The following is a 24,173-nucleotide window of genomic DNA, read 5'->3' on the forward strand; positions in this document are numbered from 1 at the left end:
TGTCTTGGCGATTTCTGGCTGCGGCGCGAGTCGCGATGTCTTGGATCGCTTGCGGCGGGTTTGGGTGGAGAGGGTTTCAGCCGTCGAGGGTGCGCCTTTGGGGATAGATCGTTTCCCCGCGGGCGAGCATCGCGACGAACTGGGCGATCCGGCGAGTCCGGGTGTCGGTGCGTTTGGCGTTGGTGACTCGGTAGATGACGGCGTAGCGGTTCTGCGAGGTCAGTATGTCGAACATTTCCTGTGCCCGGGGCTCGGCGGCCAACGCGGTGGCCAGGTCGTTCGGCACCTCGATGCTGGCCTGCCCGGCGTAGGCCGCGTCCCAGCGGCCGTCGGCCTTGGCGCGCTCGATCTCGGTCAGGCCGGCTGGATGCATCCGGCCAGCGCTGATCAGTTGGTTGACGAGAGCAACGTTGCGTGCCGACCATGCGCTGCGGGGACGGCGCGGCGTGAAGCTTCGGCGAAAGGTGGTCTCATCGCGGCGCCGCAGCTGGCCGTCGATCCAGCCGTGGCAGAGCGCGTCTTCGAGCGCTTGGTCATAGGTGAGGTTGGTGGGTTGAGTCGTGCCCTGCTTGGCAAGCACCAACCACACCCCGGGTGAGTTGTCGTGGTGCGTCTCAAGCCATTCCCGCCACGCGCTGGCGTCGGCGACGACCAGCTCCAGCAGTTGATCCCCTGCGGTCATGGCGCCTTCTCAACATTCGACGCCGATCCCGGCTTTTGGTCGACGGCGAGCCCGACCCCGCCCCGCAAGACCAAGTCGACGCGATGGGGCTGGTCAGCGAGCATGGCCAGCACGTCGGCGATGCTCACCCCGTCGCCGGTGGCAGTGCGGGCCGCGTCGAGCGCTGCGGCGGCGGCCGCTTCGTCGGCCCAGATCTCCACGAGGTAGACCGTATCCGGGTCGGCGCGATCGTGGCTGATCAGATACGCCTCGCAGCCGGAGAAGTCGCGAAGGCTATCTGCCACCGCGATCAGGGCAGCCGCGAGTTCGGTGCCTCGTCCCGTTTGTGCGGTCATGGTCATCAGCCGGCCGACCCTGGTCGCGGCGCTCATCGGGGAACTCCTTTCAGATACCGGTGGACATACAGAACAGGTGACCCGCGAGGTCCAACAGCACCGTCCACCGGATGCCCACGCGCCCAACGAGAAGTCGACCATCCGCTGTTTGGTGTTCTTCGAACCGCCGCATTTAGGTCCTTCATGCAGCATATGTTGTCGGACTCCAAGGTGGGTGTCACCGCATCAATCATGTGCTGCCGTGTCCTTGGCATCGACCAGGATCCGTTGGACATCGCAGGGTTTCGCAAAGGTGTTCCTTTGAGGAGGAATTTTCAAACCGTGGATCGGCGAGTTTTAGGCGACCTCCGATCCGGCGGTTTCAGGCTCCGCCGTTGACGGTTCGGGTGTGATGTCGATGGGCCGTTCGAGCAGCTTGCCCTTGTGGAAGACGGCGCCGGCACGGATCAGGGCGACCAAGTGTGGTGCGTTGACTGCGCGCCAGCGGGCCTGGGCGGCCTCGATCAGCTTGTAGGCCATCGCGAGCCCGGCCCTTTGGTGACCTTGGTCATCAAACATACTGTGGCGAAAGTACTTTCGATAGGATTTGTGGTGCGATTGGTGTACCCAATGCTCGGCGGGATACCGGTAGAACTCCAGCAACACATCGGCGTCGTCAACGATCTTGGCGACCGCCTTCGGGTACTTGGCGCCATAGTCGACCTCGAATGCCTTGATCGCCAGCTGCGCTTTGTCGAGATCCTCAGCGTTTGTAAATCTCCTTCATCGCCGCAACCGCACCTGGGTGCGCCGATTTCGGCAGTGCGGCAAGAACATTGGCCTGCTTGTGCCACCAACAGCGCTGCTCTCGGGTATCGGGGAACACCTCCCGGACGGTCTTCCAGGAACCCAGAGCGCCGTCCCGACCGCGAGCACCGGTGCAGTCATGCCGCAGCGGCGACAATCGCGCAGCAGATCAGCCCCACGACTCGGTCGATTCCCGGAAGCCATCGCTGATGGCGACGATCTCCTTGCGGCCATTAGCGCGGACCCCGATCATCACCAGCAAACAGAATTTCTCCTGCTCAAGACGCACCTTGAGGTGGATACCATCCAGCCACAAATACACGTAATCGGTGCCGGATAAGTCACGCTTGCCGAAGGCTTTGGCCTCGTCCTGCCACTGCGCGGTCAGCCGAGTAATCGAGGTCGCCGACAACCCCGCGCCGGTGCCAAGGAACTGCTCCAGCGCCGGGCCGAAATCCCCACTGGATAGCCCATGCAGGTACAGCAGCGGCAGCACCTCGGTCATCTGCGGCGACTTACGCGCCCACGCCGGCAAAATCGTCGAGGAAAACCGGCACCGCTTGCCGGTGTCAGCGTCGATGCGCTTGTCGTTGATCCGCGGCGCCTTGACCGGCACGGCACCGGCGGCGGTGAGCACGCTTCGCTCGTCGTGGTAGCCATTGCGCACCACCAGGCGATGCCCGTTCTCGTCGACCCGATCGGTAGGGTGCACCCCAAATCCCGCCCGCTACAGCTGGTTTGATTCTCAAAGAGTCGACGATCTCGCGACTATCGCGTTTGGAGCATCAACACTCTTGATGGCCGCCGCCGACGACGACGCGAGTCTTGTCCACCCGCACTGTAGTTGGCCGAGATTGACGTCATTCCAACACAAGTCCGGCGCGCACATGATCGGCAGTGAGCGTCTCGAATTTTCTGATCTTGCCCGGCACGTGATCGACCAGTCCAGCAGCGTTTGCCGCCCAAGCGTCTGCGAGGCAGTGCGCGGCTTCTGCACCGGCACCTGCAGCCGACGGCGCCGCCTTGAATGATCTCTGTGAGCACATTTTCGCATGCCGGACGATATCTTCGCTTATTAGCTATCAGCCAACTTACAGCGCGAATTCAGAATATGACCATACGTATGTCAGCACGGCGGTAGTACGATTGGTACATGCCGTTGGCCAGCGGCGCAACGTTTGCTAGGCAGATCATCCTGAGGCTGCCGGGATGTGGAGGAATGGGCGAGGTCTACTCCGCCCAGCATCACCGGTTGTCCCGCCGCGAAACGCCGGACCGCTACCTGGTTGGCATGCCAGTAGGTCAGGTGGCCGGGGTACTCGCCGCGATCCCCGGTGCACTCGACTGGGCGCGTGGGCGCCGCGATCTAATTCCCAACTCGTGCGTCCGTTTAGGGCGTGCTGGCCCCGCGGGCGCTTTCATGCGGGGCGTGCATCACTATCCAAAGCCCGCCAGGTGACGGGCCCGAGTAGAACGGAGCCTTGCATGTCTACCTGCATGACCAGGCTCACCGGCCTCACCAGTCACGCCGGTGCCTTGGTTGCCGCCCTCGTGGTGCTCAACGGCGCTGCAATTGCGTGCGGCGGCGCGGCAGTGGCCGATCCAAACCAGGATGAGCAGTTTCTGGCACTGCTCGATGATGAAGGCATCCCTGCCGTCAAAGGCGTGCCAAGCCTTATTTACACTGCCCATGAAGTCTGTCGCAAACTCGATGCCGGCATGTCGGCGACCGGCTTGGTGGACAAGATGGTCAACGATGCCTATGGCGTTGATCCGCCCGAGCGGCTGTATGCACCTGGGCGCCTCGCGCGTACCGAGGCCCGATTCATCACTGCGGCAGTGGAAGTCTACTGCCCGTACGATCAAGGCAAAATAGCGTCCATCGAGGCTATTTCCGCGGCGGGATGGAACGTGCCGACGCATCGGGTGATCCCCTACACGCACGACGCGGTCAACTCAGCCGGGGAGCTACCAAAGTTACCGTCGACGTGGGACACCAGCGCCCTGTCAGCGCCGCGCCAGCAACCCGCAAGCACCGGTATAGCATTCGCCTCGCTGATCGGAGCGGTTCCCTCCGGGGAGATCAACGAGCCCACTCCGCCGCAACTTCCGACACCATCGCCGCCGGGGGCGCATCTTCGGACGGCACCGCGGCCAGTCGCGACACCACCTCGACCCAAACACCTGCCACCCCCACCCCAACAGCCACCGCCCCCTGCTGTTGGACCGCAGCCGGGGGACGCTGCCGGCGGCGGCGGTATCGGCGGTGGCGGCACCGGCGGCGGCACAGGCGGTGGAGGCAGCGGCGGCAGCAGCGGCGGCGGCCATCCAGTCGAGCCGGCGCCAGCGCCACCCATGCCGCCAGGCTTTGTCACGCTCGCACCATGACTATCCCGCGGGTTTGTTAACGGAAAAATATAAGGAGACCGCAACGATCGGCAGGCCCGCCCAAAGAACTGCGGTCAAGGGTTCCTTGACCTGGCGCTAGCAGTCGCAGTCTTTCAGACACTCATAGTCGAGACATGTCAGCAAGAGGTCCGACGGATCGTGAGCCCGGCGCCGACTTTGTTATAACAAGGCGCGAATTCGGGGATGGTCTGGGACGGTTTTGCTGGTCAAGCTGCTTTGAGAGTCCTTGCAAGACAACAAAATTCAGTTGATGCTCGACTGAGGGTTAAGTGGACGCAGGTTTGAATCCTGTCAGCCCGACTAATGGAAGGCGTTCGATCTGCTCTTTTTCATTTCTTTCGGTCGCACGAAGCGTCAATTGCGCTTTTAACGCGGCCTGAATCTGGACTCTTGATTAACCAAAGGGCAAACTGGACTGCTTTGAGTCGAAGCGCTCAGCATGACCGCCTGGTTTGCGTACCCTCAACGCATGCATCAGTGCCCTGACGACGATCAGGCCCGCGGCCAGGAACCCGACGATGCCGAGGCGATGCGGCAAAACGTCGGACGCAGCGCGGACGACAAAGCCGCGACGGAGCCGCCCGCACTCGCCGACGCCGTCGTCGACCCCTTTCGGAAGCTCGCCTCGTACCGGCGGTGCATTCAACGGATTCGAGCCACGTGGCCAACGTTTGCCGCTCGCCGACGCGAGCGCCTGCAGCAGGGCTTGTACGACGCACCGGTCGAAAAGATCGCGGAAAACATCCTCGAGGACCTGTTCACAACCGTCCTCGACTGGTCCCTGGCGGATGTCAACCTTCAGGTCGGTCGCGCCGATGTGGTGTTGTCTGCCTTGGGAATCAAGCAGCTCGTGCTGGAAGTGAAGCGGCCTGGCTCCCTGATTTGGCGGCGAGGCGCCGTCGAAGCGGCGTTGGATCAAGCACGCCGCTATGCAGCCAGCCAGCGGGTCGGCGCAGTTGCTGTGAGCGACGCGACGATGTTGTATGCGGCCGACGTGGTCGATGGTGGACTGCGCGATCGGGTTCTGGTGACCCTCGACACCGAACAAGCTCCTGGTGAGCTGTGGTGGGTATCGGTTCATGGCATCTACCGGCGATGCCCGGGCGTGGCGGCTGCGCTTGATATGGCGCCAAACCGTGACAGTTCCGGTGGGGGCGTGGTCGGTGCCGGCGTGGTGCTGCATCCGAAGTACGCCCTGGGCATGCAGTGCTTCGCATATGTGGGCACCGCCGACAATGCCCGCAGCTGGAAGCTGCCCTACCTTCTGGCCGACGGTGCTCCCGACGCTAAGCGGTTACCGAAAGCCATCCAGTGCATCTTGAGTAACTATCGGGGCGCCAAGGTCGACATTCCTCGGACCGCCGTCGCCGATGTGCTGGTCCGCCTTGGGATTGCCGCCAAGCAGCTTCGCAAAATGCCGTGTCAGAACGCATCGACAGCCGACGCGTACGTCGAGGCCCACGAGGCGCTCCAACAGCTCAATCGGCTATCCGACGTCGCCTGTTGCACCGCATAATACGGGCCGGGCCACGTTATGTCGCGGCATATGCCGGCCAACCCCAGAGCCGAATTACGCTGCTGGACAATGCAATTTTGCCGTGTCAGCGGTCGCGATGATCAGCCTATGGGGCCGTGTCGCTGTGCAGTCGTACCAACCGCGTGGTACTGGTCTCGTCGAGATCGACAAGGTCGATGCGGGAGCGTAGGAAGTCGCTGAACGATTTAAAGCCCAGGGTCTTTTCGCTGAATGACGGGTCCATCCGCTTCATCTGGGCCTTGACCGCCGAGTTGTGGAGCCAGTCGGCGTCGTCCTTCTCTTGCCCTATTCGCAGTGCACGCTCGAGCAGCCCGGTGGCGGCGGCCTGCGGGTCGGCGGGCGCTGGCTCGCTGTCGGGCTCGGGTGTGCTCGGGCGTCGGCCACGTTTTTTGGGTTCGGGCGCTTGCACTGCGACGGTGGGTATCCCGGGCAGCGCGTCGTAGGTGACGAACTCGTCGCAGGCGGCGGCCAGCGATCGGCTGCTGGCGCCAGCCACCCCGATGCCCACCACGTAGCGGCCAAGCCGTTTGCAGCGCTGGGCCAAAGCGATGTAGTCGGAATCGCCGCCGACGATCACCACGTGGGTCAAATCAGGCAACCGAAACATGTCCTCGACCGCGTCGACGGCTAGCCGGATGTCGGCTCCGTTCTTGCCGTAAGCGGCCGCCGGAAACAGTTGGACGAGATCGACCGCGCGGGCGACGAGCTGGCCGTGGTAGGCCGCATTGACGTCGGCGGACCAGTCCGCATAGGCGCGGGTCAGCACGAGTGTGCCGAACGACGACGCGAAGTCGATAATGGCGCCGACGTCGACGGTCGCCAACTTCAGCCGGTCTTTGTCGAGCCCCTTTGTCTTGTCTCGCTGGAACGCGCTGCGGCCGTAGAGTTGGTCGTAACGCGAGATCACGATGTTGTCGAAGTCGAGATAGACGGCGACGCGGGTCGTGCCCGATTCGGTCATGGTGCCTGCATCCTCCGGACTACAGGTTTTGTCACATATGCCACGGAGCGGCTATTACCGTCACCGGGCCGGTAATCACGAGCGAGGTTCGTAGTGACGAGCAGTTGATCCACCGCCTGATCTTGATCGAGAGCAATCATCCGGTCATCGTGCGCTACGGGGCCCAGAACCATCAAGCCCTAGCGGAGTGGTGACCCGAATCTCCTTGGGCCGGACCGCTCACGCCAACGACGGCAATGCGATCCGGCAGAGTCTCGGTTGACTCACGGCGAGCGGAACAGGGGACGAGGCGAGCGAAGTGTTGACTCAAAAATCATGGTCGCTTTCGATTCCGTCGAGCGCATTCCCTCAAGGAGACACGCTCGACGGCTGCTCACACTCCGGGGTCGACCAATAACGTCGTCCGTCGACGAACCGGGACGATACGATTCAGCCCCAGGGGTTTTCGCGCTGAATTGCTAGACGGCGGTCACTCGCACCGCCTGAGGACCTTTAGGTCCCTGGCTGATCTCGAATTGGACTCGTTGATTCTCCTCGAGAGATCGAAAACCGTCCCCTTGTATTTCGGAATGGTGGACGAACACATCTTTTGCGCCGCCGTCAGGAGCGATAAATCCGAAGCCCTTTTCGCTGTTGAACCATTTCACAGTTCCCTGTGTCATACTAGCTTCTCTCTTTTTCAGGTGAATGCAATTTACATGCATCCATAGCCACCGTAACACACACATGAACCAACAAAATAGGCGCCGGTGGAAAATGCCGGTTACTTCATGCCTGCCGCGTGTTCACAGATTACCTTGTGTCCAGATATCTTGGTAGATCTAGCGTTTCGTTCACACGTATCCGATGAAGTTCGATATGGAAAGGCCGCACGCAGACGCTAGGCGGCTCGGTCGCAAACGATTGAACCGGACTTCAAGGGGCTGCCCCTCAGCGTTTCTTGGTTTGTAGCAAAGTGTCGGTCCGCGAGGCCTGGGTGGCCTTTGAGCGCTTTGCGGCACGTTTCTCTTTCAGAGACTTAACCGACTTCTTGCTCATAGATTGCCGAGGAGATTTATCAGACATCGCGGCCCTTATGATTTTAGGGGCCTGTGTTGGTCCCGGTTCGGCCAGTGTACGCCCCTCTGTCCCGCATCGCGCCGCCTCTGCAAATCGGCACCAACTAGTTTGTCGAGAGAGGCTCGAGAATCAGTTGACGAGTCCCTCCCACTCGCCCGATAGCGGCTCTCATCAATGGACGAGACCGGTGCTGGCTCGGGAGGCCCTGAGAGGCGACGCGTCTTGTCCTCGGACCAGCCTCCCATGCGTCCGCGAACTCAGCGCCGCCGCCCACATGGCGGCGCATGAGTAGATATCGGCGTAACGTCACGCCTAGAGCCGTTACGTTGTCGGCGCTGGCCTCGAACGTCATTTCCGCGAACGAGATCACGGACAATGCGATTCCTCCGTCGGCCCTACTCGCAAGCCGGTTGTCTCGAATTGCGAAGGGTTGTCCCATGAATCGCGCAGATCCGTTGATCGACGTCATTGCGTCTCAACAGAATCCGGTAACGGACGTCATCGTAAACTCTGTGGAGCAACGCTCCGAGGGGACGACTACCTCGTTGGCGGAGCCAATGCCGCGCATGATCGGTACGGCAGGGGCGCGGCGCCAAGCGAGCCCGGTGCGGCTCACTCTGGCATCCCGGCTCGGGAACGAAATTGACGGAGCGTGGTGGCCCCGAACGGAGCTGATCTCGCGGGAGCTGCCTGAGTTGGTCTCTATTCTGGAGATTCGTTTAGGCCAGGTCATCGACATCAACGTCAATTGGTCGCCGCTGCAAGGCCCGCCGAACCTGAACTGGGACGGTTGGCAGGGGGGTACACCAACACGTGATGGCGGTTAGCGGCCGCGATGCCCGGGCGAACGTCCTGATCGTCCCGTATCGAACTGGAACGGCCCTTGCGGTAATGGTTTTGCGCCGGGTTGCCGGCCTACCCATCTACCCGGTGCATCGCGACTCCCGGGCATTTCAGACCGCCGAGGCCATCGTCCGCGTCGCCCGGGGTGAAAACGCAGCCGAGGCCAGTAATCGTGCTGTGGCACAGCCACTTTCAACGGTAAGGTGTCGGATTCCTCAGCGGATGGAAACCAGTTGGTCGATCGAATCCCGAGGCAATTCGCGGTCGACGACGGCGGTCACTACCAGCTGGTTCAGCGTGACCGCGCCTTTGTGATTGTCGAGGAACGCTGTGTCGGCGGCGTCGCGACCGGTGGCTATGCGCACCAAGGTCTGCCGCGGCGCTAGCAGCGTCGCATCGACCACCCGCCATTGCCCCTCGACGAAGGCCTCGGCGACCGCGTGGAAGTCCATCGGATATACGCCCGGTGCATACACGGATACCAAGCGGGCCGGGACATATACCGCACGCAGCAGTGCCACGACCAGATGCGCGTAGTCGCGGCACACACCTTCGCCGGCGAGCAACGTATCCACCGCCCCGTCAATCGGATCGCTAGACCCGGGCACATAGTTCAGCCTGGTACCCACCCACGAGCTCACGTGCTCCAACAGCGTCGCCGAGTCGGCGTCGCTGCCGAATTCGGTTGCGGCGAAACCATAGAACTTGTCGGCCTCGGCGTAGCGGCTGGGCCGCAGATAGAGCGACTGATCGTATTCGGTCACCGGAGCCGGATCGGTCTGACCCACGATTGTCGCCGCGTAGTCGACTTTCAGTGTGCCCACCGGTGCGTCGAACTTATGGATGCGATTGCCATGCACACCACTGACTTCCAAAGGCCGGATTGGCCGTCCATTCAAGACGAAGCACAGCGACTCGAACACTTCTGTGCCGGGATGCGGCGCAACAGCAATCTGGAACTCCAGCGTCGTTGCCGCCGTGATCTCGACTTCCATCTCGGCGCCCACTTGTCGTCTCATAGCGCGATACTGCGCCAGTCGTTGCGGATTCACCAGCCGTGGACCGCGCTGGAGTTGAGGGATGCGGCATCGGCGGAGGGCGCCCGGCGGGCAGGATGCGAGCTGGTGGCCGCAATGGTGCAGGGCTGGATTGAGCCCGCGATTCCGCGCCCGCCGCCGGAACGCCGCCATCGCCGCCGAGACCTAGGCCAGGTTGGCCTGCACGACTTGCTCCAGCGCATCGACGCGGCCCTGCCGCCAGTTGTCGACGTGCGACGGCGCCAGCCAGCCCAGGCCGACCAAGGCATCGATCGCGCTGACGAACTGCTGGTCCGCGAGCACCGCCTCGGCCACCCGCGTGACGCGCTGCTCTACGTGCTGACGTGCCATAGCCCCCACCTCCCGTCACGGCTGGTCGATTTCGGTGGTGATGTTGACCGGCACTATGGAGCCGTCGGTGCGATGGTCGGACGTGTCGCGGCATTCGCCGTCGACTTTGACCCATGCGTGACCCTTGAGCTGAATTCCCGCGGGCGGGCGCGGCGGCACCGTGAGGATGATGTTGACGCCGCCTTTCCGCAAGGTCGGCGAGTGAGACTTGAAGTCGGAGTCGGTGCTCCAACCATCGGCGACCAGCGCCTTGATCACCGCCTGCGGGTCGGCGGGTTCGTCATGCGGGACGCCGGGCATCCAGAACGACACCTTCGCAACCCCGCGAAACGGTGGGTCTCCCTGATCGTTACACGATTCGTAACTGAACGTCGCCTCGGTCACCTGGCCATGCACGGCCTTCACGATGTCGCGGGCGGCGTCGACGACCTGGGCGCGGGCCTGCTGCGGGGAGATCGGGTGCGACACGGTCTCAGCACACCCGCCCAGCGCCAGGCCGATGCTTATCGCCGCGGTGGCGATCCTTGTCGACAGGGTCCACACTCGTCACTTCCTTTCAGGCTCGGCGGTGCCGCTTAGCCGGCTGGTCCGCTATGGCGGTGGCCGCTGGTCGCCGTCCGCAGGGCCTCGGGGTCGAACCATTGCCCCACACCGTATTCGCCACGGTGGCGTGCGGTCATACCGTCGTGCTGCAGCGCATCACCGTGGCCGGACACCACGTCGGAAATGCTGAACAGCGACTCCGACCCGTCGTCAAAGTAGTGGGAATGGTCATAGATCGGGTTCGCGGTGTAGCGGGGATTTTCGGCCCTGAACCGGGTGGAGCCGTAGCCGTCGACCGAAGGGTCGTCGCCGAGTCCGCCCAGGGTCGGACCGAAGAGGCCGGGCCCCCTCACATGACCGGGTGACCAGGTCACCGCGTCGCCGGAGGCCGCCCCGACGTAGAGATGCCCGCCGGGCGACAGATGAAAGTCGGCCGCCGAATGCGCCAGGTCGGTGCCCGGGGAGCCGACCAGCACCACATCGTTGCTGTGCATCCCGTAGCCCGCCGCCGCATCCGCAACGACGGTCGATCCGTACGAGTGGCCGACCACGGTCATGTGTGCCGGCGCACCTTGGTGGGTGACCGCCAACGCGTTGACGTCGGAGGCCAACAACTGGCCGCCGGTACGGGCCATGTTCGGCTCCCACAGGCCCGGGTCGTGCCAGGTATTGGGGGCGTCATAGCCCACCCACATCACCACCGCCGTCTCCTTACCCCAATCAGCGCGGGCGGACTCCTCGAACAGACGCACGCCATCGGGGTTGGCCAACGTTCCTTCGCGCACGCCGGACCCCAACCCCTTGACCACCACCGCGGTATTGGCCGCCGTGTCGGGGTTGCCTATCGCGATGGCCGCGGCCCCCTCTCCGTCGAATGCCTCGGGCTCATATCTCAACAAAAACACGGGCGGGTGGTTGTCGGGCCACTTGTCCACGGCTTCCGCGGACTTGGCCAAGCCCTCCCTGGCGCGGCAGGCGTTGGTGTAGCGCATGATCGCCGACGGGGACAGCCCGTATTTGCCCGGATCGCCCAGCACGTCGTTGACGGAGACGCCGTTCGTCTTGGCGAGGTCCTCCACGCGATGAAGGTCGTCGTTCATGACGGCCTTGTTGACGTCCCCGCGGACGTCGACCGGAATGCCGTTGAAGTTGCCTAGCTCCGGCGGGTGGTCGGCGATCAGTTGCTTTTGTTGTTCCGGGCTCAGCGTCTTCCACCACCTGTTGACGTCCTCGACGCTCGTTCCCGGCGGCGGCAACGGTATCGGCTCGTGGGGTTTCGGCGGTGATTCGGGCGCGTCCGCTCCCTGAATGGCCGCCGCGTCGTACCCGTCGGTGCGCAGGGTGGTCAGCGACTTCTGCAGGAATGTCGAGTAGCCGCCGCGTATCGACTGCAGCTGGCCCAGGGCCGACTTGGTGTCGCTGATGGCGTCGTCTTCACAGGTCTGGATGAGCGCGTCGAGTGCCGATCTGTCGTCCGCGCTGAGGTGGCCGTTCTGCTCCAGCTCCACCGCCTGGCCGATCAAGTCGTCGAGCTGCTGCAACTGACCCTCGAGAGCTGCGATCTGCGCACCCGCGGTGCGTTGCGCCTCGGCCAGGGCGGCGGCGATGTTTTCCAGGTCGACCCCGATCTTGGGCAACTGCAGGGACTGCGCCCCCAGTGCCTGGGTCACCCGCTGCACCTCGGCGGAGTCGTTGATCGGATTCTCACCATTCTCATGAGTCCAGGCCGCCTCGAAGCTGCGCCGGGCCTCCTCGAACGCATTGCTGGACTCGGCGGTGCACCGGCCCGCGGCATGAAACGCCTCCGCCAGGTCGGAAATCTGCGCCGGGCGGCCAACCTGCAGGCTTTGATTGATCGTCCAGGGGTCGCCGCCGGCTTCGGCGATCAGCGCCGGGACGCTTATATAGCGGAGCCGCATCGCATCGCCCGCGGTTCCGCGTCATCGCGCTTAGCGACGCCGGTGAATTCCGTGGCCGCTCGGTGTGCCTTGACCACTACGGACAAACCTCGCTATCCCTTCCCGATTAGGTGATAACGCTACTACCGTGTCCCGTCGCAGGACGCTGATGCGAAGGGGCACACCGCGTCGTGCGACGGGGGAGGAGGTCACCGAACCGCACCTCGGGAACCGCAACCGGGTTTACTTGATTCTAAAGTCGTTGCAGAACAACAGGATACGCTGTATGGCTCACATAAGCGGGGGTCCCGGCAGCAGCCAGAACACCGAATCGTCGGTAGCACCTTTGTATTGCGGGCAGTAGGCGGACACCGAAGCGCCGATAAAGTAGCCGGCTTCTTTCAGCGAGAGATTGGTATCCTTTTTCAGCTTCATCGCCAGAACGGTTGACGTTTGGCCTTTGTCGAATCCGGTGCACACCGTATGGGCCATCGAAATCGCGGTGCCGTCGGAGATGACGATCCCGTAATTCGTAAGGGCCGCGGTGAACGCGTCATCGGTTTCGTCGGCCGATGCCGGCGCTGCGCAGAGCAGCGTGGCGGCGGACAACAGGACCGCGCAGACTGTCGACCACTTCGCAGGACCTACGTTCGTAGGGGCCATGGTCTCCCCCTGTATGCGGGTGAATCTGCGTCGTGTCAACGACGTATTGAGTGCACCCTAGCCGAAAACTCTACGTCCTTCTCGTCATGCGCGGTATCCGAGCGGACGTAAGGATTCCGCAAGGGCTTTACGATTCCCTTGGCCTCCGGTGGGTCGCCCAAGGGTTGGTCAGGTCGGGCCGGTGATCTCTTCGACGGGTCGGGCAACACCCAAGCCACTCAACATGATTCGCGGGGCGTCGCCGTCATTGAGGCGGCTCGGGCTTGACGTCGCGGTACCGCATGGCCGAATCCAAAAATGCACCCTACCGCCGGATCAGCATCGGTTCCCGACCACCGCCGATCCCGATCAACGCCGGCCGGACCGCGCGCGCAGGAATGGCCCGCGGTAGGGTCAAAGAGGTGTGTGGAGCCACCGGTGAGGTTCGACTCGACGGCAAGGTCCCCGACATAGCGGCGGTGTCAGCAATGGCGGCCGTGATGGCACGAAGGGGGCCGGATGGGGCGGGCGCCTGGTCACAGGGCCGGGTCGCCCTCGGTCACCGGCGCCTCAAGATCATTGACCTGACCGAGGCCGGCGCCCAGCCGATGGTCGACGCCGAGCTCGGCCTGACGATCGCCTGGAACGGCTGCGTCTACAACTATAAGGAACTCCGACGCGAGCTCATAGGGTACGGCTACCGGTTTTTCTCGCACAGTGACACCGAGGTTCTGCTCAAGGCCTACCATCGCTGGGGCGACGACTTCGTCGGCCGCCTCCAGGGCATGTTCGCCTTCGCCATCGTCGAAAGAGACAGCGGTCGGGTGTTGCTCGGCCGGGACCGGCTCGGTATCAAACCCCTGTACCTCACCGTGGACGGTCGCCGGATCCGGTTCGCGTCGACGCTTCCCGCGCTGCTGGCCGGCGGCGGCGTCGACACCCGGATCGACGCGACAGCGCTGCACCACTACATGACCTTTCACTCGGTGGTGCCGGCACCGCTGACCATCCTGCGCGGAGTACGCAAGGTCCCGCCCGCGTCGCTGCTCGCCATCGAGCCCGACGGCCGGCGCACCCTCACCACCTACTGGACGCCGGACTTCAGCAGGCGCGACGACCGTTCCGGCTGGTCCGAGCGTGACTGGGAGGACGCCGTGCTGTCGGCGCTGCGGCTCGCGGTCGAGCGCCGCCTCGTCGCCGACGTGCCGGTCGGCTGCCTGCTGTCCGGCGGCGTCGACTCCAGCCTGATCGTCGGCCTGCTCGCCGAGGCCGGCCAGCACGGGCTGTCCACCTTCTCCATCGGCTTCGAGTCGGCGGGTGGCGTCGAGGGCGACGAGTTCCGCTGGTCGGACATCATCGCCGAACGCTTCGACACCGACCACCACCAGATCCGCATCGGAACCGACCGGATGCTGCCCGCGCTCGACGGGGCGATCGGCGCGATGAGCGAGCCGATGGTCAGCCACGACTGCGTCGCCTTCTACCTGCTCAGCCAGGAAGTGTCGCGCCACGTGAAGGTCGTGCAGTCAGGTCAGGGCGCCGACGAGGTGTTCGCCGGCTACCACTGGTACCCGCCGATGGGTTCGCCGGCCGCCGCCACGCTTGAGGGCTCGGTCGCCCAATACCGCGGCGCCTTCTTCGACCGCGACACGGCGGGCGTCGAGGCCCTCGTGGGGCCGGGCAACCTGCCGCAGGGCGATCCCAGCGAACGGCTCGTCGCCGAGCACTTCGCGCGCCCCGGTGCCGAAACCGGCATCGACCGCGCGCTGCGGCTCGACACAACCGTGATGCTGGTGGACGACCCGGTGAAGCGGGTCGACAACATGACCATGGCCTGGGGATTGGAGGGCCGGGTTCCGTTCCTCGACCACGAGTTGGTCGAACTGGCGGCGACCTGCCCCCCGGAGCTGAAGACCGCACACGATGGCAAGGGCGTCCTCAAAGAGGCTGCGCGACGGGTGATTCCATCGGAGGTCATCGATCGGCCCAAGGGTTATTTCCCGGTTCCCGCGCTGACCCACCTCGAAGGGCCATACCTCGACATGGTTCGCGACGCTCTCTATGCGCCGATCGCCAAGGAGCGTGGGCTGTTTCGCGCAGAAGCGGTCGATGCGCTGCTGGCCGACCCCAATGGCAGGCTGACCCCGCTTCGGGGCAATGAACTCTGGCAGATCGCCCTGCTCGAGCTCTGGTTGCAGCGCCACGGTGTGACGGGGCCGGTGGCATGACCGCCTTCGAACCCTCGGGCGACCACACCGAGGCGATCACCCTGGGCCTGCACGACGCGTCGCCGCCGGACCTGGTCGACGCGATGGCCAAGGACGTCGAGCTCGAATTAGGTTGGGGCCGGCTTATTTTCGGTCAAACCTTCGCCGATGCTCACGAGCTGGTCGAGGCGCTGCGGCGGGAAGGACCCGGGCGCCGCGACATCTGCATCTACGCGCGCGAATCCCACGTGGTGGTTGCCGAAGCGCCGACCGAGCTGTTCATTGACCCCAGTCATACCTATCGGCTGCGCTTCACCGATTCAATGACGCAGGAAGACTTCGCACGGTCGCCGCTCGGCGTGACCGTGTGCACGCTCAACGACGCTGTCGATGCCGATGCCATGAACCGCGTTTATGTGCGTTGCGGAATGGTCCCGGCGCCCATCGACGTGATCTGGGACAACCATCTGCATGCGCCGGCGGTGACCTACCTGCTGGCGGTGCGTGACGAGGACGGTGCCGTGGTGGGCACCGTAACCGGCGTCGACCATGAGTTGCTGTTCTCCGATCCCGAGCAAGGGTCGAGCCTGTGGACCCTGGCCGTCGACCCTGCCGCCGGACTCCCCGGGATCGGTGGAGCCCTCACCCGAGCTTTGGCGGAGCACTTCCGCGGCGCCGGTCGCGCCTACATGGATCTGTCGGTCGCCCACGACAATGCCGCCGCCATCGCCCTCTACGAGAAGCTGGGTTTCCGCCGCGTTCCGGTGTTGGCGATCAAACGCAAGAACGCGATCAACGAGCCGCTGTTCAGCCCGCCCCCGGAGACGGTCGACGACCTCAATCCCTATGCCCGGATCATCGCCGATGAGGCGCTGCGCCGCGGAATCTGGGTCGAGGTCCTGGATGCCGAGACCGGCGAGATGCGACTCACCCACGGGGGCCGCAGCGTGGTCACCCGTGAATCGCTGTCCGAATACACCTCGGCGATCGCCATGTGTCGGTGCGACGACAAGCGTTTGACGCGCCGCCTCGTTTCGGAGGCGGGCATCACCGTGCCCCGCGCCCGCCTGGCCAGCTTCGACGAGGGGGACTACACGTTTTTGACCGAGGTCGGGGAGGTCGTCGTCAAACCGACTCGGGGGGAGCAGGGCAAGGGCATCACCGTCGGGGTGACGGCCGACCACGGTCCTGACGAGCTCGCCACCGCCCTCGCGCGGGCGCGACAGCAATATCCGGAGGTGCTGATTGAGCAACGGGTGACCGGCGACGACCTCCGGTTGGTGGTGATCGACGGCCGGGTAGTCGCCGCCGCGCTGCGGATACCCCCCGAGATCATCGGCACGGGTGAGCACAGAATCCGCGACTTGATCGCGGCCGAAAGCCGCCGGCGCTCCGCGGCCACCGGTGGTGAGTCCCGCATCCCGATCGATGACATCACCGAAGCGACGGTCGCCGAAGCCGGCTGGAGACTGGACGATGTGCTGCCCCAGGGCACCCGGCTTCTCGTGCGGCGCACCGCCAACTTGCACCAGGGCGGCACCATCCATGACGTCACCGCGCAGGTGAATCCGGAACTCTGCCGGGTGGCGGTGACGGCCGCCGAGGCGATCGGTATCCCGGTGACCGGCATCGACCTCCTCGTGCCCGATGTCACCGGCGCCGACTACGCCTTCATCGAGGCCAACGAGCGACCGGGACTGGCCAACCACGAACCCCAACCCACGGCAGCGGCTTTCATCGACTTCCTATTTCCCGGCCACCCCGGCCAGCCGCCGGCCTGGATTCCCGAGGAGTCGCGCCCTGACCGTGACTGAGGCTTGCGATACGCCGTGCTTGGGTAACCCGTCGTTCACCCCGATCGGAGCCAGATGAGCGCCAGCGCGCAAACCGCAACCATCACGACGCATGTGCCGGCGCGGTTGGACCGGCTGCCCTGGTCGCGGTTTCATTGGCGCGTCGTCATCGGGCTCGGCGGTGTCTGGATCCTCGACGGGCTCGAGGTCACGATGGTCGGCAACGTGTCGTCTCGCCTCACGGAGAAGAGCAGCGGCATCGACCTCAACGCCGCACAGATCGGCGTGGCGGCGGCCTTCTACATCGCCGGCGCCTGCCTGGGCGCGTTGTTCTTCGGTCACCTGACGGACCGCTTTGGGCGGCGCAACCTGTTCATGCTGACCCTCGCGGTGTACCTGACCGCCACCGTCGCGACCGCATTCGCCTTCGCGCCTTGGTATTTCTTCATCGCGCGCTTCGTCACCGGCTCCGGCATCGGGGGCGAATACGCCGCGATCAACTCGGCGATCGACGAGTTGATCCCCGCGCGGGTGCGCGGTCGCGTGGACCTGGTGATCAACGGGACATACTGGCTGGGTTCGGCCGCCGGGGCGGCAGGCGCACTGGTCCTTCTGGACACGTCGAACTTCCCGGCCAACATCGGATGGCGGCTCGCCTTCGGCCTGGGGGCCATTTTCGGCATCTTCGTCCTGCTCGTCCGCCGCAACGTTCCGGAAAGTCCGCGGTGGTTGTTCATTCACGGGCGCGACGAGGAAGCGGAGCGGATCGTCGGCGAAATAGAAGGCGAAGTGCAGCGAGAAACCGGCCAACCGCTGCCCGAGCCGCAAGGGCCCCCGCTCAAAATCCGTCAGCGCCAGACGATTTCGTTCCGAGAGATCGCCCGGGTGGCATTTACACTCTACCCGCGGCGCGCCGTTCTCGGGCTGGCGCTGTTCATCGGGCAGGCGTTCCTGTACAACGGCGTGACGTTCAACCTGGGCACGCTGTTGAGCGGGTTCTACGGAGTCCCATCCGCAAAGGTGCCACTGTTCTTCATCCTGTGGGCGCTCAGCAATTTCGTCGGCCCCGTGGTGCTCGGGCGGCTGTTCGACACCGTCGGCCGCAAGCCGATGATCACCCTGTCCTACGTTGGTTCGGCCGTCGTGGCGGTCGTCCTCGCCATCCTGTTCGTGACCCAAACGGGTGGTGCCTGGACGTTCATCGTCGTGCTTGCGGTGGTGTTCTTCGTGGCCTCGGCGGGTGCGAGCGCGGCCTACCTGACCGTCAGCGAGATCTTCCCGATGGAGACCAGGGCGCTGGCGATCGCGTTTTTCTACGCGGTGGGCACCGCGATCGGCGGCATCACCGGCCCGCTGCTGTTCGGTCAGTTGATCAACTCCGGCCAGCGCGGCCAGGTGGTCTGGTCATTTTTGATCGGAGCGGCGGTGATGGCAGTTGCCGGCCTGATCGAACTGTGGCTCGGTGTCGCGGCCGAACGACGCTCGCTGGAAGATCTGGCATTGCCCTTGACGGTGGCCCACGCCGAGCCCGAGGACGACCAGGCCGAGCATGTCTAGAATCTAGAAGAAGTTAAATAATCCGGATATGGCATTGAGCGTCCGGCTGATGTCGACGGCGTCGTACCTGTCGTACCTGGAGACGGCCATCGTGGTCGAAGCGCGATTCGGCGAACCGGGAGGGCGTGAGTTAGACCTGTGGCTTGGTCTCCACTGTTGACACCGGCGTAACAGGCTTGCCATCGAACGCGCCTACGGTGAGTCGGTCCACCTTGCGTCACGCAAAAACGGTGGAGCCCCAGCGATAGGAACTCAATTGAGCGGAAACGCAGTCCGCCTGCAAGCGATCAACAACGTCGAGGCCTATGTCCCGCCGGCCGTCAGCTTCGTGCCCGGCGAAGCCCCCGGCGAGATCTTCGGCTCGAACGTTTTCACCAAGGCCGAGATGCAGGCGCGGCTGCCCAAGTCGGTGTACAAGTCCGTCGCGGCGACGATCGAGAAGGGGGCCAAGCTCGACCCGGCCATCGCCGACTCGGTCGCGGCGGCGATGAAGGACTGGGCGCTGGAGAAGGGCGCCACCCACTACGCCCACGTGTTCTACCCAATGACCGGCCTGACCGCCGAAAAGCACGACAGCTTCTTGGAACCCATCTCCGACGGGCAGACGCTCGCCGAGTTCGCCGGCAAGACCCTCATCCAGGGCGAGCCCGACGCCTCCAGCTTTCCCTCGGGCGGGCTGCGGAGCACCTTCGAGGCACGCGGCTACACGGGCTGGGACGTGACCAGCCCGGCCTACGTTCTGGAGAATCCGAACGGGAACACCCTATGCATCCCAACGGTATTCGTATCGATGACCGGTGAGGCGCTGGACTACAAGACGCCGCTGCTGCGCAGCCAGCAAGCCATGGGCATCCACGCCGAGCGCATCCTGAAGCTGTTCGGCCACAAGGACGTAGACAAGATCGTCTCGTTCTGCGGGCCGGAGCAGGAGTACTTCCTGGTCGATCGGCACTTTTTCGTGGCGCGGCCGGACCTGGTCAACGCCGGTCGCACGGTGTTCGGCGCCAAACCGCCCAAGGGCCAGGAGTTCGACGACCACTACTTCGGCGCGATCCCCGAACGCGTCCTGGGCTTCATGATGGACACCGAGCGGGAGCTGTTCAAACTCGGGATCCCCGCCAAGACCCGGCACAACGAGGTGGCGCCCGGCCAGTTCGAGGTGGCGCCGATGTTCGAGCGGGCCAACATCGCCTCCGACCATCAGCAACTGCTGATGACGGTCTTCAAGACACTGGCCAGGAAGCACGGCATGGAATGCCTGTTCCACGAAAAGCCGTTCGCCGGCGTCAACGGATCGGGTAAGCACGTCAACTTCTCGGTGGGTAGCGCCGAGTTGGGCTCGCTGCTCGTGCCCGGCGATACCCCCCACGAGAACGCCCAGTTCCTGGTGTTCTGCGCCGCGGTGATCCGCGCCGTGCACAAGTTCGCCGGCCTGCTTCGTGTTTCGGTCGCGTCGGCCACCAACGACCATCGCTTGGGAGCCAACGAGGCACCCCCGGCGATCATCTCGATCTTCCTCGGTGAACAGCTCGCCGATGTGTTCGAGCAGATCGCCAAGGGCGCGGCCACGTCGTCAAAAGGCAAGGGCACCATGATCATTGGTGTCGACACGCTGCCACCGCTGCCGACCGATCCGGGTGACCGCAACCGCACCAGCCCGTTCGCTTTCACCGGCAACCGATTCGAGTTCCGGGCACCCGGCTCCGGTCAGACGGTTGCCGTGCCCATGATCGTTCTCAACACGATCATGGCGGACTCGTTCGACCACATGGCAACGATCCTGGAGAAGGCCGTCGAAGACGGTGAGGACTTCGATGTGGCGGTGCAGAGGCTGCTCACCGATGTCATCACCGAACACGGCGACGTGGTGTACAACGGCGACGGATATTCGGAGAAGTGGCAGATCGAGGCGGCCGAGCGAGGGCTGCCGAACCTCAAGACCACGCTGGACGCGATTCCGGAGCTGATCAAGCCGGCGGCGGTCGAAGTGTTCGAGAAATACGGGGTTTTCAGTGAACGTGAGCTGCATAGCCGCTACGAGGTCCGCCTGGAGCAGTACGCCCTGACCATCGCGGTCGAGGCCAAGCTGACGCTGGAGATTGGGACGACGGTCATCCTGCCGGCCGCGATCCGCTACCAGACCGAGCTCGCGCAGAACGTCGCGACCTTGAAGGCCGCCGGTGTGGAGCCGAGTATGACTGCGCTGGAAATGGTTTCGGCGCCACTTGCCAATCTCACCGCGGCACTGAGCACGCTCAAGACGGCGCTGTCCGATCTCTCGGCAGAGTCGGCGCTCGACGAGGCGAGGCATGCACAGCAGGTGCTGTTGCCGGCGATGGAGGCGGCGCGGGCGGCCGTTGACACGCTGGAAAGTGTTGTGGCCGATGACTTGTGGCCGCTTCCTACCTACCAGGAGATGCTCTACATCCTGTAATCAGCGCGGAGCACACCCCTTAGTGACGGATGGATTCCCGTTGAGTGGCATCGATTTCCACCCGAGGCTCGATTGTGGGCGGCTCAGCCGGGCGCAGTGGTTCAATGCGGTAGCGGCGCAGGCGGTTGGCGTTGCCGACCACCGACAGTGAGGACAGCGCCATCGCGCCGGCGGCGATCATCGGTGAGAGCCGCAGTCCCAGCACCGGATACAGGATGCCCGCGGCAAGCGGGATGCCGATGGCGTTGTAGATCAGGGCAAAGAACAGGTTCTGCCGGATGTTGCGCATGGTGGCGCGGGAGAGCCGGATCGCGGTGACGACCCCGGCCAGTGATCCCGAAATCAGGGTGATGTCGGCGGCTTCGATGGCCACATCGGTACCCGTGCCGATGGCCAGCCCGACGTCGGCTTGGGCCAGAGCGGGGGCGTCGTTGATGCCGTCACCGACCATGCCGACCCTGCGCCCCTCGGCTTGCAGCCGGCGGACCTCGTCGGCCTTGTGTTCGGGCAGGACTTCGGCCAGCACCCGCTCGACCCCGACCTGGCGGGCGATCGCGGCGGCGGTACGGGCGTTGTCGCCGGTGATCATCACGACCTGTAGGCCCAGCTTGCGTAGGGCGGCGATCGCCGCCACGGAGTCATCCTTGACGGTGTCAGCCACGCCGAGCACCCCGGCCGGGTGGCCATCGACGGCGGCCAGAATCGGGGTTTTTCCCGCGGCCGCGAGATCCGCGCTGATGTGCTCGAGTTCGGCTGTGTCGATGCCATTTTCGGCCAATAACGCCGCCGTGCCGACGAGCACCGTCAGACCCGCGACGGTGGCGCGGACCCCCTTGCCGGTAATCGACTCGAAACCCGATACGGCGGGAACCTTGATGCCGCGATCGCGGGCCCCGGCGACCACGGCGCTGGCGATGGGGTGTTCGCTGTCGGCTTCGGCGGTGGCAACGACGGTGAGCAGTTCGTTCTCCGTGAGCGCCCCGGTCACGCGGACGTCGGTGAGGGCCGGCTTACCGGCGGTGATGGTGCCGGTTTTGTCCAGCACCATGGTGTCGAGTTTGTGCGCGGTTTCCAGGGCCCCGGCCGAGCGGATCAGAATGCCCGCACGGGCGCCCTTGCCGGTGCCGACCATGATCGACAGGGGAGTGGCCAGGCCCAGTGCGCACGGGCAGGCGATGATCAGCACCGCCACCGCCGATACCAGCGCCTGGGTCAATGCCGGTGACGGGCCGGTGACGAACCAGACCGCGAAAGTGGCGATGGCGATGGCCATTACGGTCGGCACGAAGTAAGCCGAGATCGCGTCGGCCAGCCGCTGGATGGGTGCTCTGGATGCCTGCGCCTGTTGCACCATGCGGATGATTTGGGCGAGCATGGTGTCCGCGCCGACTTTGGCCGCACGCACGCGCAACGAGCCGGTGGTGTTGACGGTGGCGCCGATGACGGTGTCGCCGGCGTGCTTGGTGACCGGCATCGATTCGCCGGTGACCATCGACTCGTCGACGGCGGACTGTCCGGATAGAACGGCAGCGTCGACAGGGATTTTCTCGCCGGGCCGGATCAGGATCTCGTCGCCGACGACGACCTCGTCGACGGGGATCTCGGTTTCGGCGCCGTCACGCAGCACACGGGCGGTGCGAGCCTGTAACCCGAGCAGGGCGCGGATGGCTTCGCCGGTGCCGGCTTTGGCGCGGGCTTCCAAGAGGCGGCCCAGCATGATCAGGGTCAGGATCACCCCGACGGCCTCGAAATAGACCTCGCGCACTTCGGGTGGCAGGGCAGTGGCGGCGACGGTGACCAACACGCTGTAGCTGTACGCCGCGACGGTGCCCAGGGTGACCAGGCTGTTCATGTCGGCGCTGCGATGCGCGAGCGCCAGCCAGCCGGTGCGATGGATCGGCCAGCCGACGTAAAACATCACCGGGGTGATCAATGCCAGCTGCACCCAATGGTTGAGCAAGACCGTCGGCACCCAATGGGCGCCCAATGGCCGAGCCATCACCGCATAAAGCACCGGCGTGGTGAGCACCGAGCCGATCACGACCCGGCGGATCAGGTCGGCGATCTCGGCGCGCCGTTCTTCGGCCTGAGAGGCCTCGATTTCGGCGACGGCGGGCCCATGTACGCCGTCAGATGCTGCGTAACCGCTTACGGCACCGGGCATTTCCGATTGGGGGGATTCGGCGGTGTGCCCGTTGGATGTGACGACCAATGTGCCGGAGATCATGTTCATGCCGCAGGTGAATGGGAAGGATCCCGCCTGTTGCGGGGTGAACCTGACAGTGGTGCGCCGATGCGCGGGCAGGGCCGCCGACAGCTGAAGGTCGGGAAAGACCACTCGCGAGCTGCAATCCCCGGTTTCTTGCCGATCGAATTCGATCTCGACGGGAATGCCCTGGCGCACTTCCACGACGTTGGGGCTGTATCCACCGCGGACCGTTACTTGTATCCGCTGTACTCCGTCACTGACCGCGGCGGCGTGGGCACGTTGCGGCGCAAAGAAATACCGTGCCAAACCTGCAATCACCAGGGCAGCGCCTATCAGGACGGCAATATCAACGCCGGACATCATGTACTCCTCGGCAGCCGGAACTCACACATGGTCCAGCATGGCCACCACTATACCCCCAGGGGGTAGGGCCTTATGTCACTTCTCGCCCGGACAGGTCGATTCATCGCGAGCTGGCATCCGGCCACCCCAAATCGAGGGCCGAAGGTCCTTGACCTTTGGGGCGATCGACTCCTGCCGCCCAGGCCGTCGCGAGACAGACTCGTTTGTCAGTAATCCCTTCGGGCTACGTGATTGGAGGCAACCGCAGATGATGTTTTGGTACGACCACGACATGGGCTGGTGGGGATGGGCTGGAATGGGCATAGGGATGGTTTTGTTCTGGGTGCTGTTGATCGCCGGCATCGTTGCGCTCATCGTCTACACCTCGGGAGATCGCCAAGATCGCCGAATTCCGCCGGGAACAACCTCGATGGCCTCGCCGGAGCAGCTGCTCGCCGCTCGGTTTGCGCGCGGCGAAATCGACGAGACCGAATATCGCGACCGGCTGGCCGTGCTCCGCGATCACGCGCATCCCTGACAAAGCACGA

At 64.4% G+C, this 24,173-nt stretch carries 19 protein-coding genes and 3 pseudogenes; 10 read left to right on the forward strand and 12 right to left on the reverse strand.

The window, feature by feature from the left end:
* Positions 1-76: 76 nt before the first annotated feature.
* The 4 genes and pseudogenes from K3U93_RS11630 to K3U93_RS24855 form a co-directional block, all read right to left on the reverse strand.
* Positions 77-682: a YdeI/OmpD-associated family protein gene (locus tag K3U93_RS11630; RefSeq protein ID WP_071511006.1), complete on the reverse strand. Its 606-nt coding sequence runs from the start codon at positions 680-682 to the stop codon at positions 77-79.
* Positions 679-1,053, reverse strand: a complete 375-nt coding sequence (locus K3U93_RS11635; protein WP_071511007.1) for a putative quinol monooxygenase — start codon at positions 1,051-1,053, stop codon at positions 679-681. Before K3U93_RS11635 ends, K3U93_RS11630 begins: the two co-directional genes overlap by 4 nt.
* Before the next feature lie 300 nt (positions 1,054-1,353).
* Positions 1,354-1,662, reverse strand: a complete 309-nt coding sequence (locus K3U93_RS24850; protein WP_230981638.1) for a hypothetical protein — start codon at positions 1,660-1,662, stop codon at positions 1,354-1,356.
* Between the two features lie 97 nt (positions 1,663-1,759).
* Positions 1,760-2,515 (reverse strand): annotated as a pseudogene (locus tag K3U93_RS24855) (IS256 family transposase).
* Positions 2,516-2,956: 441 nt separating this feature from the next.
* On the opposite strand from K3U93_RS24855, the gene K3U93_RS11645 reads away from it, so the two are divergent.
* The 3 genes from K3U93_RS11645 to K3U93_RS11655 all read left to right on the forward strand — a co-directional run bounded on the left by K3U93_RS11645 (position 2,957) and on the right by K3U93_RS11655 (position 5,728).
* Positions 2,957-3,262, forward strand: coding sequence for a hypothetical protein (locus tag K3U93_RS11645; RefSeq protein ID WP_083009768.1), 306 nt, complete (start codon positions 2,957-2,959; stop codon positions 3,260-3,262).
* Positions 3,263-3,300: 38 nt separating this feature from the next.
* Positions 3,301-4,191 carry a DUF732 domain-containing protein gene (locus tag K3U93_RS11650; RefSeq protein WP_083009767.1) on the forward strand — a complete coding sequence of 297 codons (891 nt, stop codon included), beginning with the start codon at positions 3,301-3,303 and terminating at the stop codon, positions 4,189-4,191.
* 460 nt (positions 4,192-4,651) lie between these two features.
* Positions 4,652-5,728 (forward strand): hypothetical protein, encoded by a 1,077-nt coding sequence (locus tag K3U93_RS11655; RefSeq protein ID WP_083009766.1) that lies wholly within the window; start codon positions 4,652-4,654, stop codon positions 5,726-5,728.
* Between the two features lie 106 nt (positions 5,729-5,834).
* Here K3U93_RS11655 and K3U93_RS11660 read toward each other — a convergent pair whose 3' ends face one another.
* Positions 5,835-6,710, reverse strand: coding sequence for an NYN domain-containing protein (locus K3U93_RS11660; RefSeq protein ID WP_071510402.1), 876 nt, complete (start codon positions 6,708-6,710; stop codon positions 5,835-5,837).
* Between the two features lie 458 nt (positions 6,711-7,168).
* The gene (locus K3U93_RS11665; RefSeq protein WP_083009765.1) at positions 7,169-7,372 is read right to left on the reverse strand and encodes a cold-shock protein; all 204 of its coding nucleotides are present in this window, start codon (positions 7,370-7,372) and stop codon (positions 7,169-7,171) included.
* Between the two features lie 834 nt (positions 7,373-8,206).
* On the opposite strand from K3U93_RS11665, the gene K3U93_RS25660 reads away from it, so the two are divergent.
* Positions 8,207-8,596 carry a DUF5994 family protein gene (locus tag K3U93_RS25660; RefSeq protein WP_420915391.1) on the forward strand — a complete coding sequence of 130 codons (390 nt, stop codon included), beginning with the start codon at positions 8,207-8,209 and terminating at the stop codon, positions 8,594-8,596.
* 231 nt (positions 8,597-8,827) lie between these two features.
* Here K3U93_RS25660 and K3U93_RS11675 read toward each other — a convergent pair whose 3' ends face one another.
* From K3U93_RS11675 to K3U93_RS11695, 5 genes and pseudogenes are all read right to left on the reverse strand, one after another.
* A complete protein-coding gene (locus K3U93_RS11675; RefSeq protein WP_083009822.1) occupies positions 8,828-9,631 on the reverse strand; it encodes a transglutaminase-like domain-containing protein in 804 nt (267 codons plus the stop codon).
* Between the two features lie 123 nt (positions 9,632-9,754).
* A pseudogene (locus K3U93_RS11680) lies at positions 9,755-10,000 on the reverse strand (DUF2293 domain-containing protein); the annotation flags it as partial.
* Positions 10,001-10,015: 15 nt separating this feature from the next.
* Positions 10,016-10,543 carry a lipoprotein LppJ family protein gene (locus K3U93_RS11685; RefSeq protein WP_217808410.1) on the reverse strand — a complete coding sequence of 176 codons (528 nt, stop codon included), beginning with the start codon at positions 10,541-10,543 and terminating at the stop codon, positions 10,016-10,018.
* A gap of 32 nt (positions 10,544-10,575) precedes the next feature.
* Positions 10,576-12,462: a putative alpha/beta hydrolase gene (locus tag K3U93_RS11690; RefSeq protein ID WP_083009764.1), complete on the reverse strand. Its 1,887-nt coding sequence runs from the start codon at positions 12,460-12,462 to the stop codon at positions 10,576-10,578.
* A gap of 270 nt (positions 12,463-12,732) precedes the next feature.
* Entirely contained in the window at positions 12,733-13,050 is a 318-nt protein-coding gene (locus K3U93_RS11695) for a DUF732 domain-containing protein (RefSeq protein WP_420915392.1), read from the reverse strand.
* Between the two features lie 455 nt (positions 13,051-13,505).
* Here K3U93_RS11695 and K3U93_RS11700 point away from each other — a divergent pair, with 455 nt between their 5' ends.
* From K3U93_RS11700 to K3U93_RS11720, 5 genes and pseudogenes are all read left to right on the forward strand, one after another.
* Positions 13,506-15,311: an N-acetylglutaminylglutamine amidotransferase gene (locus K3U93_RS11700; RefSeq protein WP_083009820.1), complete on the forward strand. Its 1,806-nt coding sequence runs from the start codon at positions 13,506-13,508 to the stop codon at positions 15,309-15,311.
* A complete protein-coding gene (ngg, locus tag K3U93_RS11705) occupies positions 15,308-17,104 on the forward strand; it encodes an N-acetylglutaminylglutamine synthetase (RefSeq protein WP_083009763.1) in 1,797 nt (598 codons plus the stop codon). Before K3U93_RS11700 ends, ngg begins: the two co-directional genes overlap by 4 nt.
* A 54-nt stretch (positions 17,105-17,158) precedes the next feature.
* Entirely contained in the window at positions 17,159-18,640 is a 1,482-nt protein-coding gene (locus tag K3U93_RS11710; protein WP_083009762.1) for an MFS transporter, read from the forward strand.
* Between the two features lie 40 nt (positions 18,641-18,680).
* Positions 18,681-18,785 (forward strand): annotated as a pseudogene (locus tag K3U93_RS11715) (PIN domain nuclease); the annotation flags it as partial.
* Positions 18,786-18,896: 111 nt separating this feature from the next.
* Positions 18,897-21,074 (forward strand): glutamine synthetase III family protein, encoded by a 2,178-nt coding sequence (locus K3U93_RS11720; RefSeq protein WP_071510410.1) that lies wholly within the window; start codon positions 18,897-18,899, stop codon positions 21,072-21,074.
* Between the two features lie 19 nt (positions 21,075-21,093).
* Here the strand turns inward: K3U93_RS11720 and K3U93_RS11725 are convergent, their stop codons facing one another.
* The gene (locus K3U93_RS11725; protein WP_083009819.1) at positions 21,094-23,643 is read right to left on the reverse strand and encodes a heavy metal translocating P-type ATPase; all 2,550 of its coding nucleotides are present in this window, start codon (positions 23,641-23,643) and stop codon (positions 21,094-21,096) included.
* Between the two features lie 250 nt (positions 23,644-23,893).
* Between K3U93_RS11725 and K3U93_RS11730 the strand changes: the two genes are divergently transcribed.
* Positions 23,894-24,163: an SHOCT domain-containing protein gene (locus tag K3U93_RS11730; RefSeq protein WP_071510411.1), complete on the forward strand. Its 270-nt coding sequence runs from the start codon at positions 23,894-23,896 to the stop codon at positions 24,161-24,163.
* The last annotated feature ends 10 nt before the right edge of the window (positions 24,164-24,173 follow it).

This window comes from Mycobacterium malmoense, assembly GCF_019645855.1.
Lineage (GTDB): Bacteria > Actinomycetota > Actinomycetes > Mycobacteriales > Mycobacteriaceae > Mycobacterium > Mycobacterium malmoense.

Excerpts from the sequence above, each read along its gene's own strand:
- K3U93_RS11630 (WP_071511006.1), bottom strand. The coding sequence starts at position 682 with ATGACCGCAGGGGATCAACTGCTGGAGCTGGTCGTCGCCGACGCCAGC.
- K3U93_RS11635 (WP_071511007.1), bottom strand. The coding sequence starts at position 1,053 with ATGAGCGCCGCGACCAGGGTCGGCCGGCTGATGACCATGACCGCACAA.
- K3U93_RS11645 (WP_083009768.1), top strand. The coding sequence starts at position 2,957 with ATGCCGTTGGCCAGCGGCGCAACGTTTGCTAGGCAGATCATCCTGAGG.
- K3U93_RS11650 (WP_083009767.1), top strand. The coding sequence starts at position 3,301 with ATGACCAGGCTCACCGGCCTCACCAGTCACGCCGGTGCCTTGGTTGCC.
- K3U93_RS11655 (WP_083009766.1), top strand. The coding sequence starts at position 4,652 with ATGACCGCCTGGTTTGCGTACCCTCAACGCATGCATCAGTGCCCTGAC.
- K3U93_RS11660 (WP_071510402.1), bottom strand. The coding sequence starts at position 6,710 with ATGACCGAATCGGGCACGACCCGCGTCGCCGTCTATCTCGACTTCGAC.
- K3U93_RS11665 (WP_083009765.1), bottom strand. The coding sequence starts at position 7,372 with ATGACACAGGGAACTGTGAAATGGTTCAACAGCGAAAAGGGCTTCGGA.
- K3U93_RS25660 (WP_420915391.1), top strand. The coding sequence starts at position 8,207 with ATGAATCGCGCAGATCCGTTGATCGACGTCATTGCGTCTCAACAGAAT.
- K3U93_RS11675 (WP_083009822.1), bottom strand. The coding sequence starts at position 9,631 with ATGAGACGACAAGTGGGCGCCGAGATGGAAGTCGAGATCACGGCGGCA.
- K3U93_RS11690 (WP_083009764.1), bottom strand. The coding sequence starts at position 12,462 with ATGCGGCTCCGCTATATAAGCGTCCCGGCGCTGATCGCCGAAGCCGGC.
- ngg (WP_083009763.1), top strand. The coding sequence starts at position 15,308 with ATGACCGCCTTCGAACCCTCGGGCGACCACACCGAGGCGATCACCCTG.
- K3U93_RS11710 (WP_083009762.1), top strand. The coding sequence starts at position 17,159 with ATGAGCGCCAGCGCGCAAACCGCAACCATCACGACGCATGTGCCGGCG.
- K3U93_RS11725 (WP_083009819.1), bottom strand. The coding sequence starts at position 23,643 with ATGTCCGGCGTTGATATTGCCGTCCTGATAGGCGCTGCCCTGGTGATT.
- K3U93_RS11730 (WP_071510411.1), top strand. The coding sequence starts at position 23,894 with ATGATGTTTTGGTACGACCACGACATGGGCTGGTGGGGATGGGCTGGA.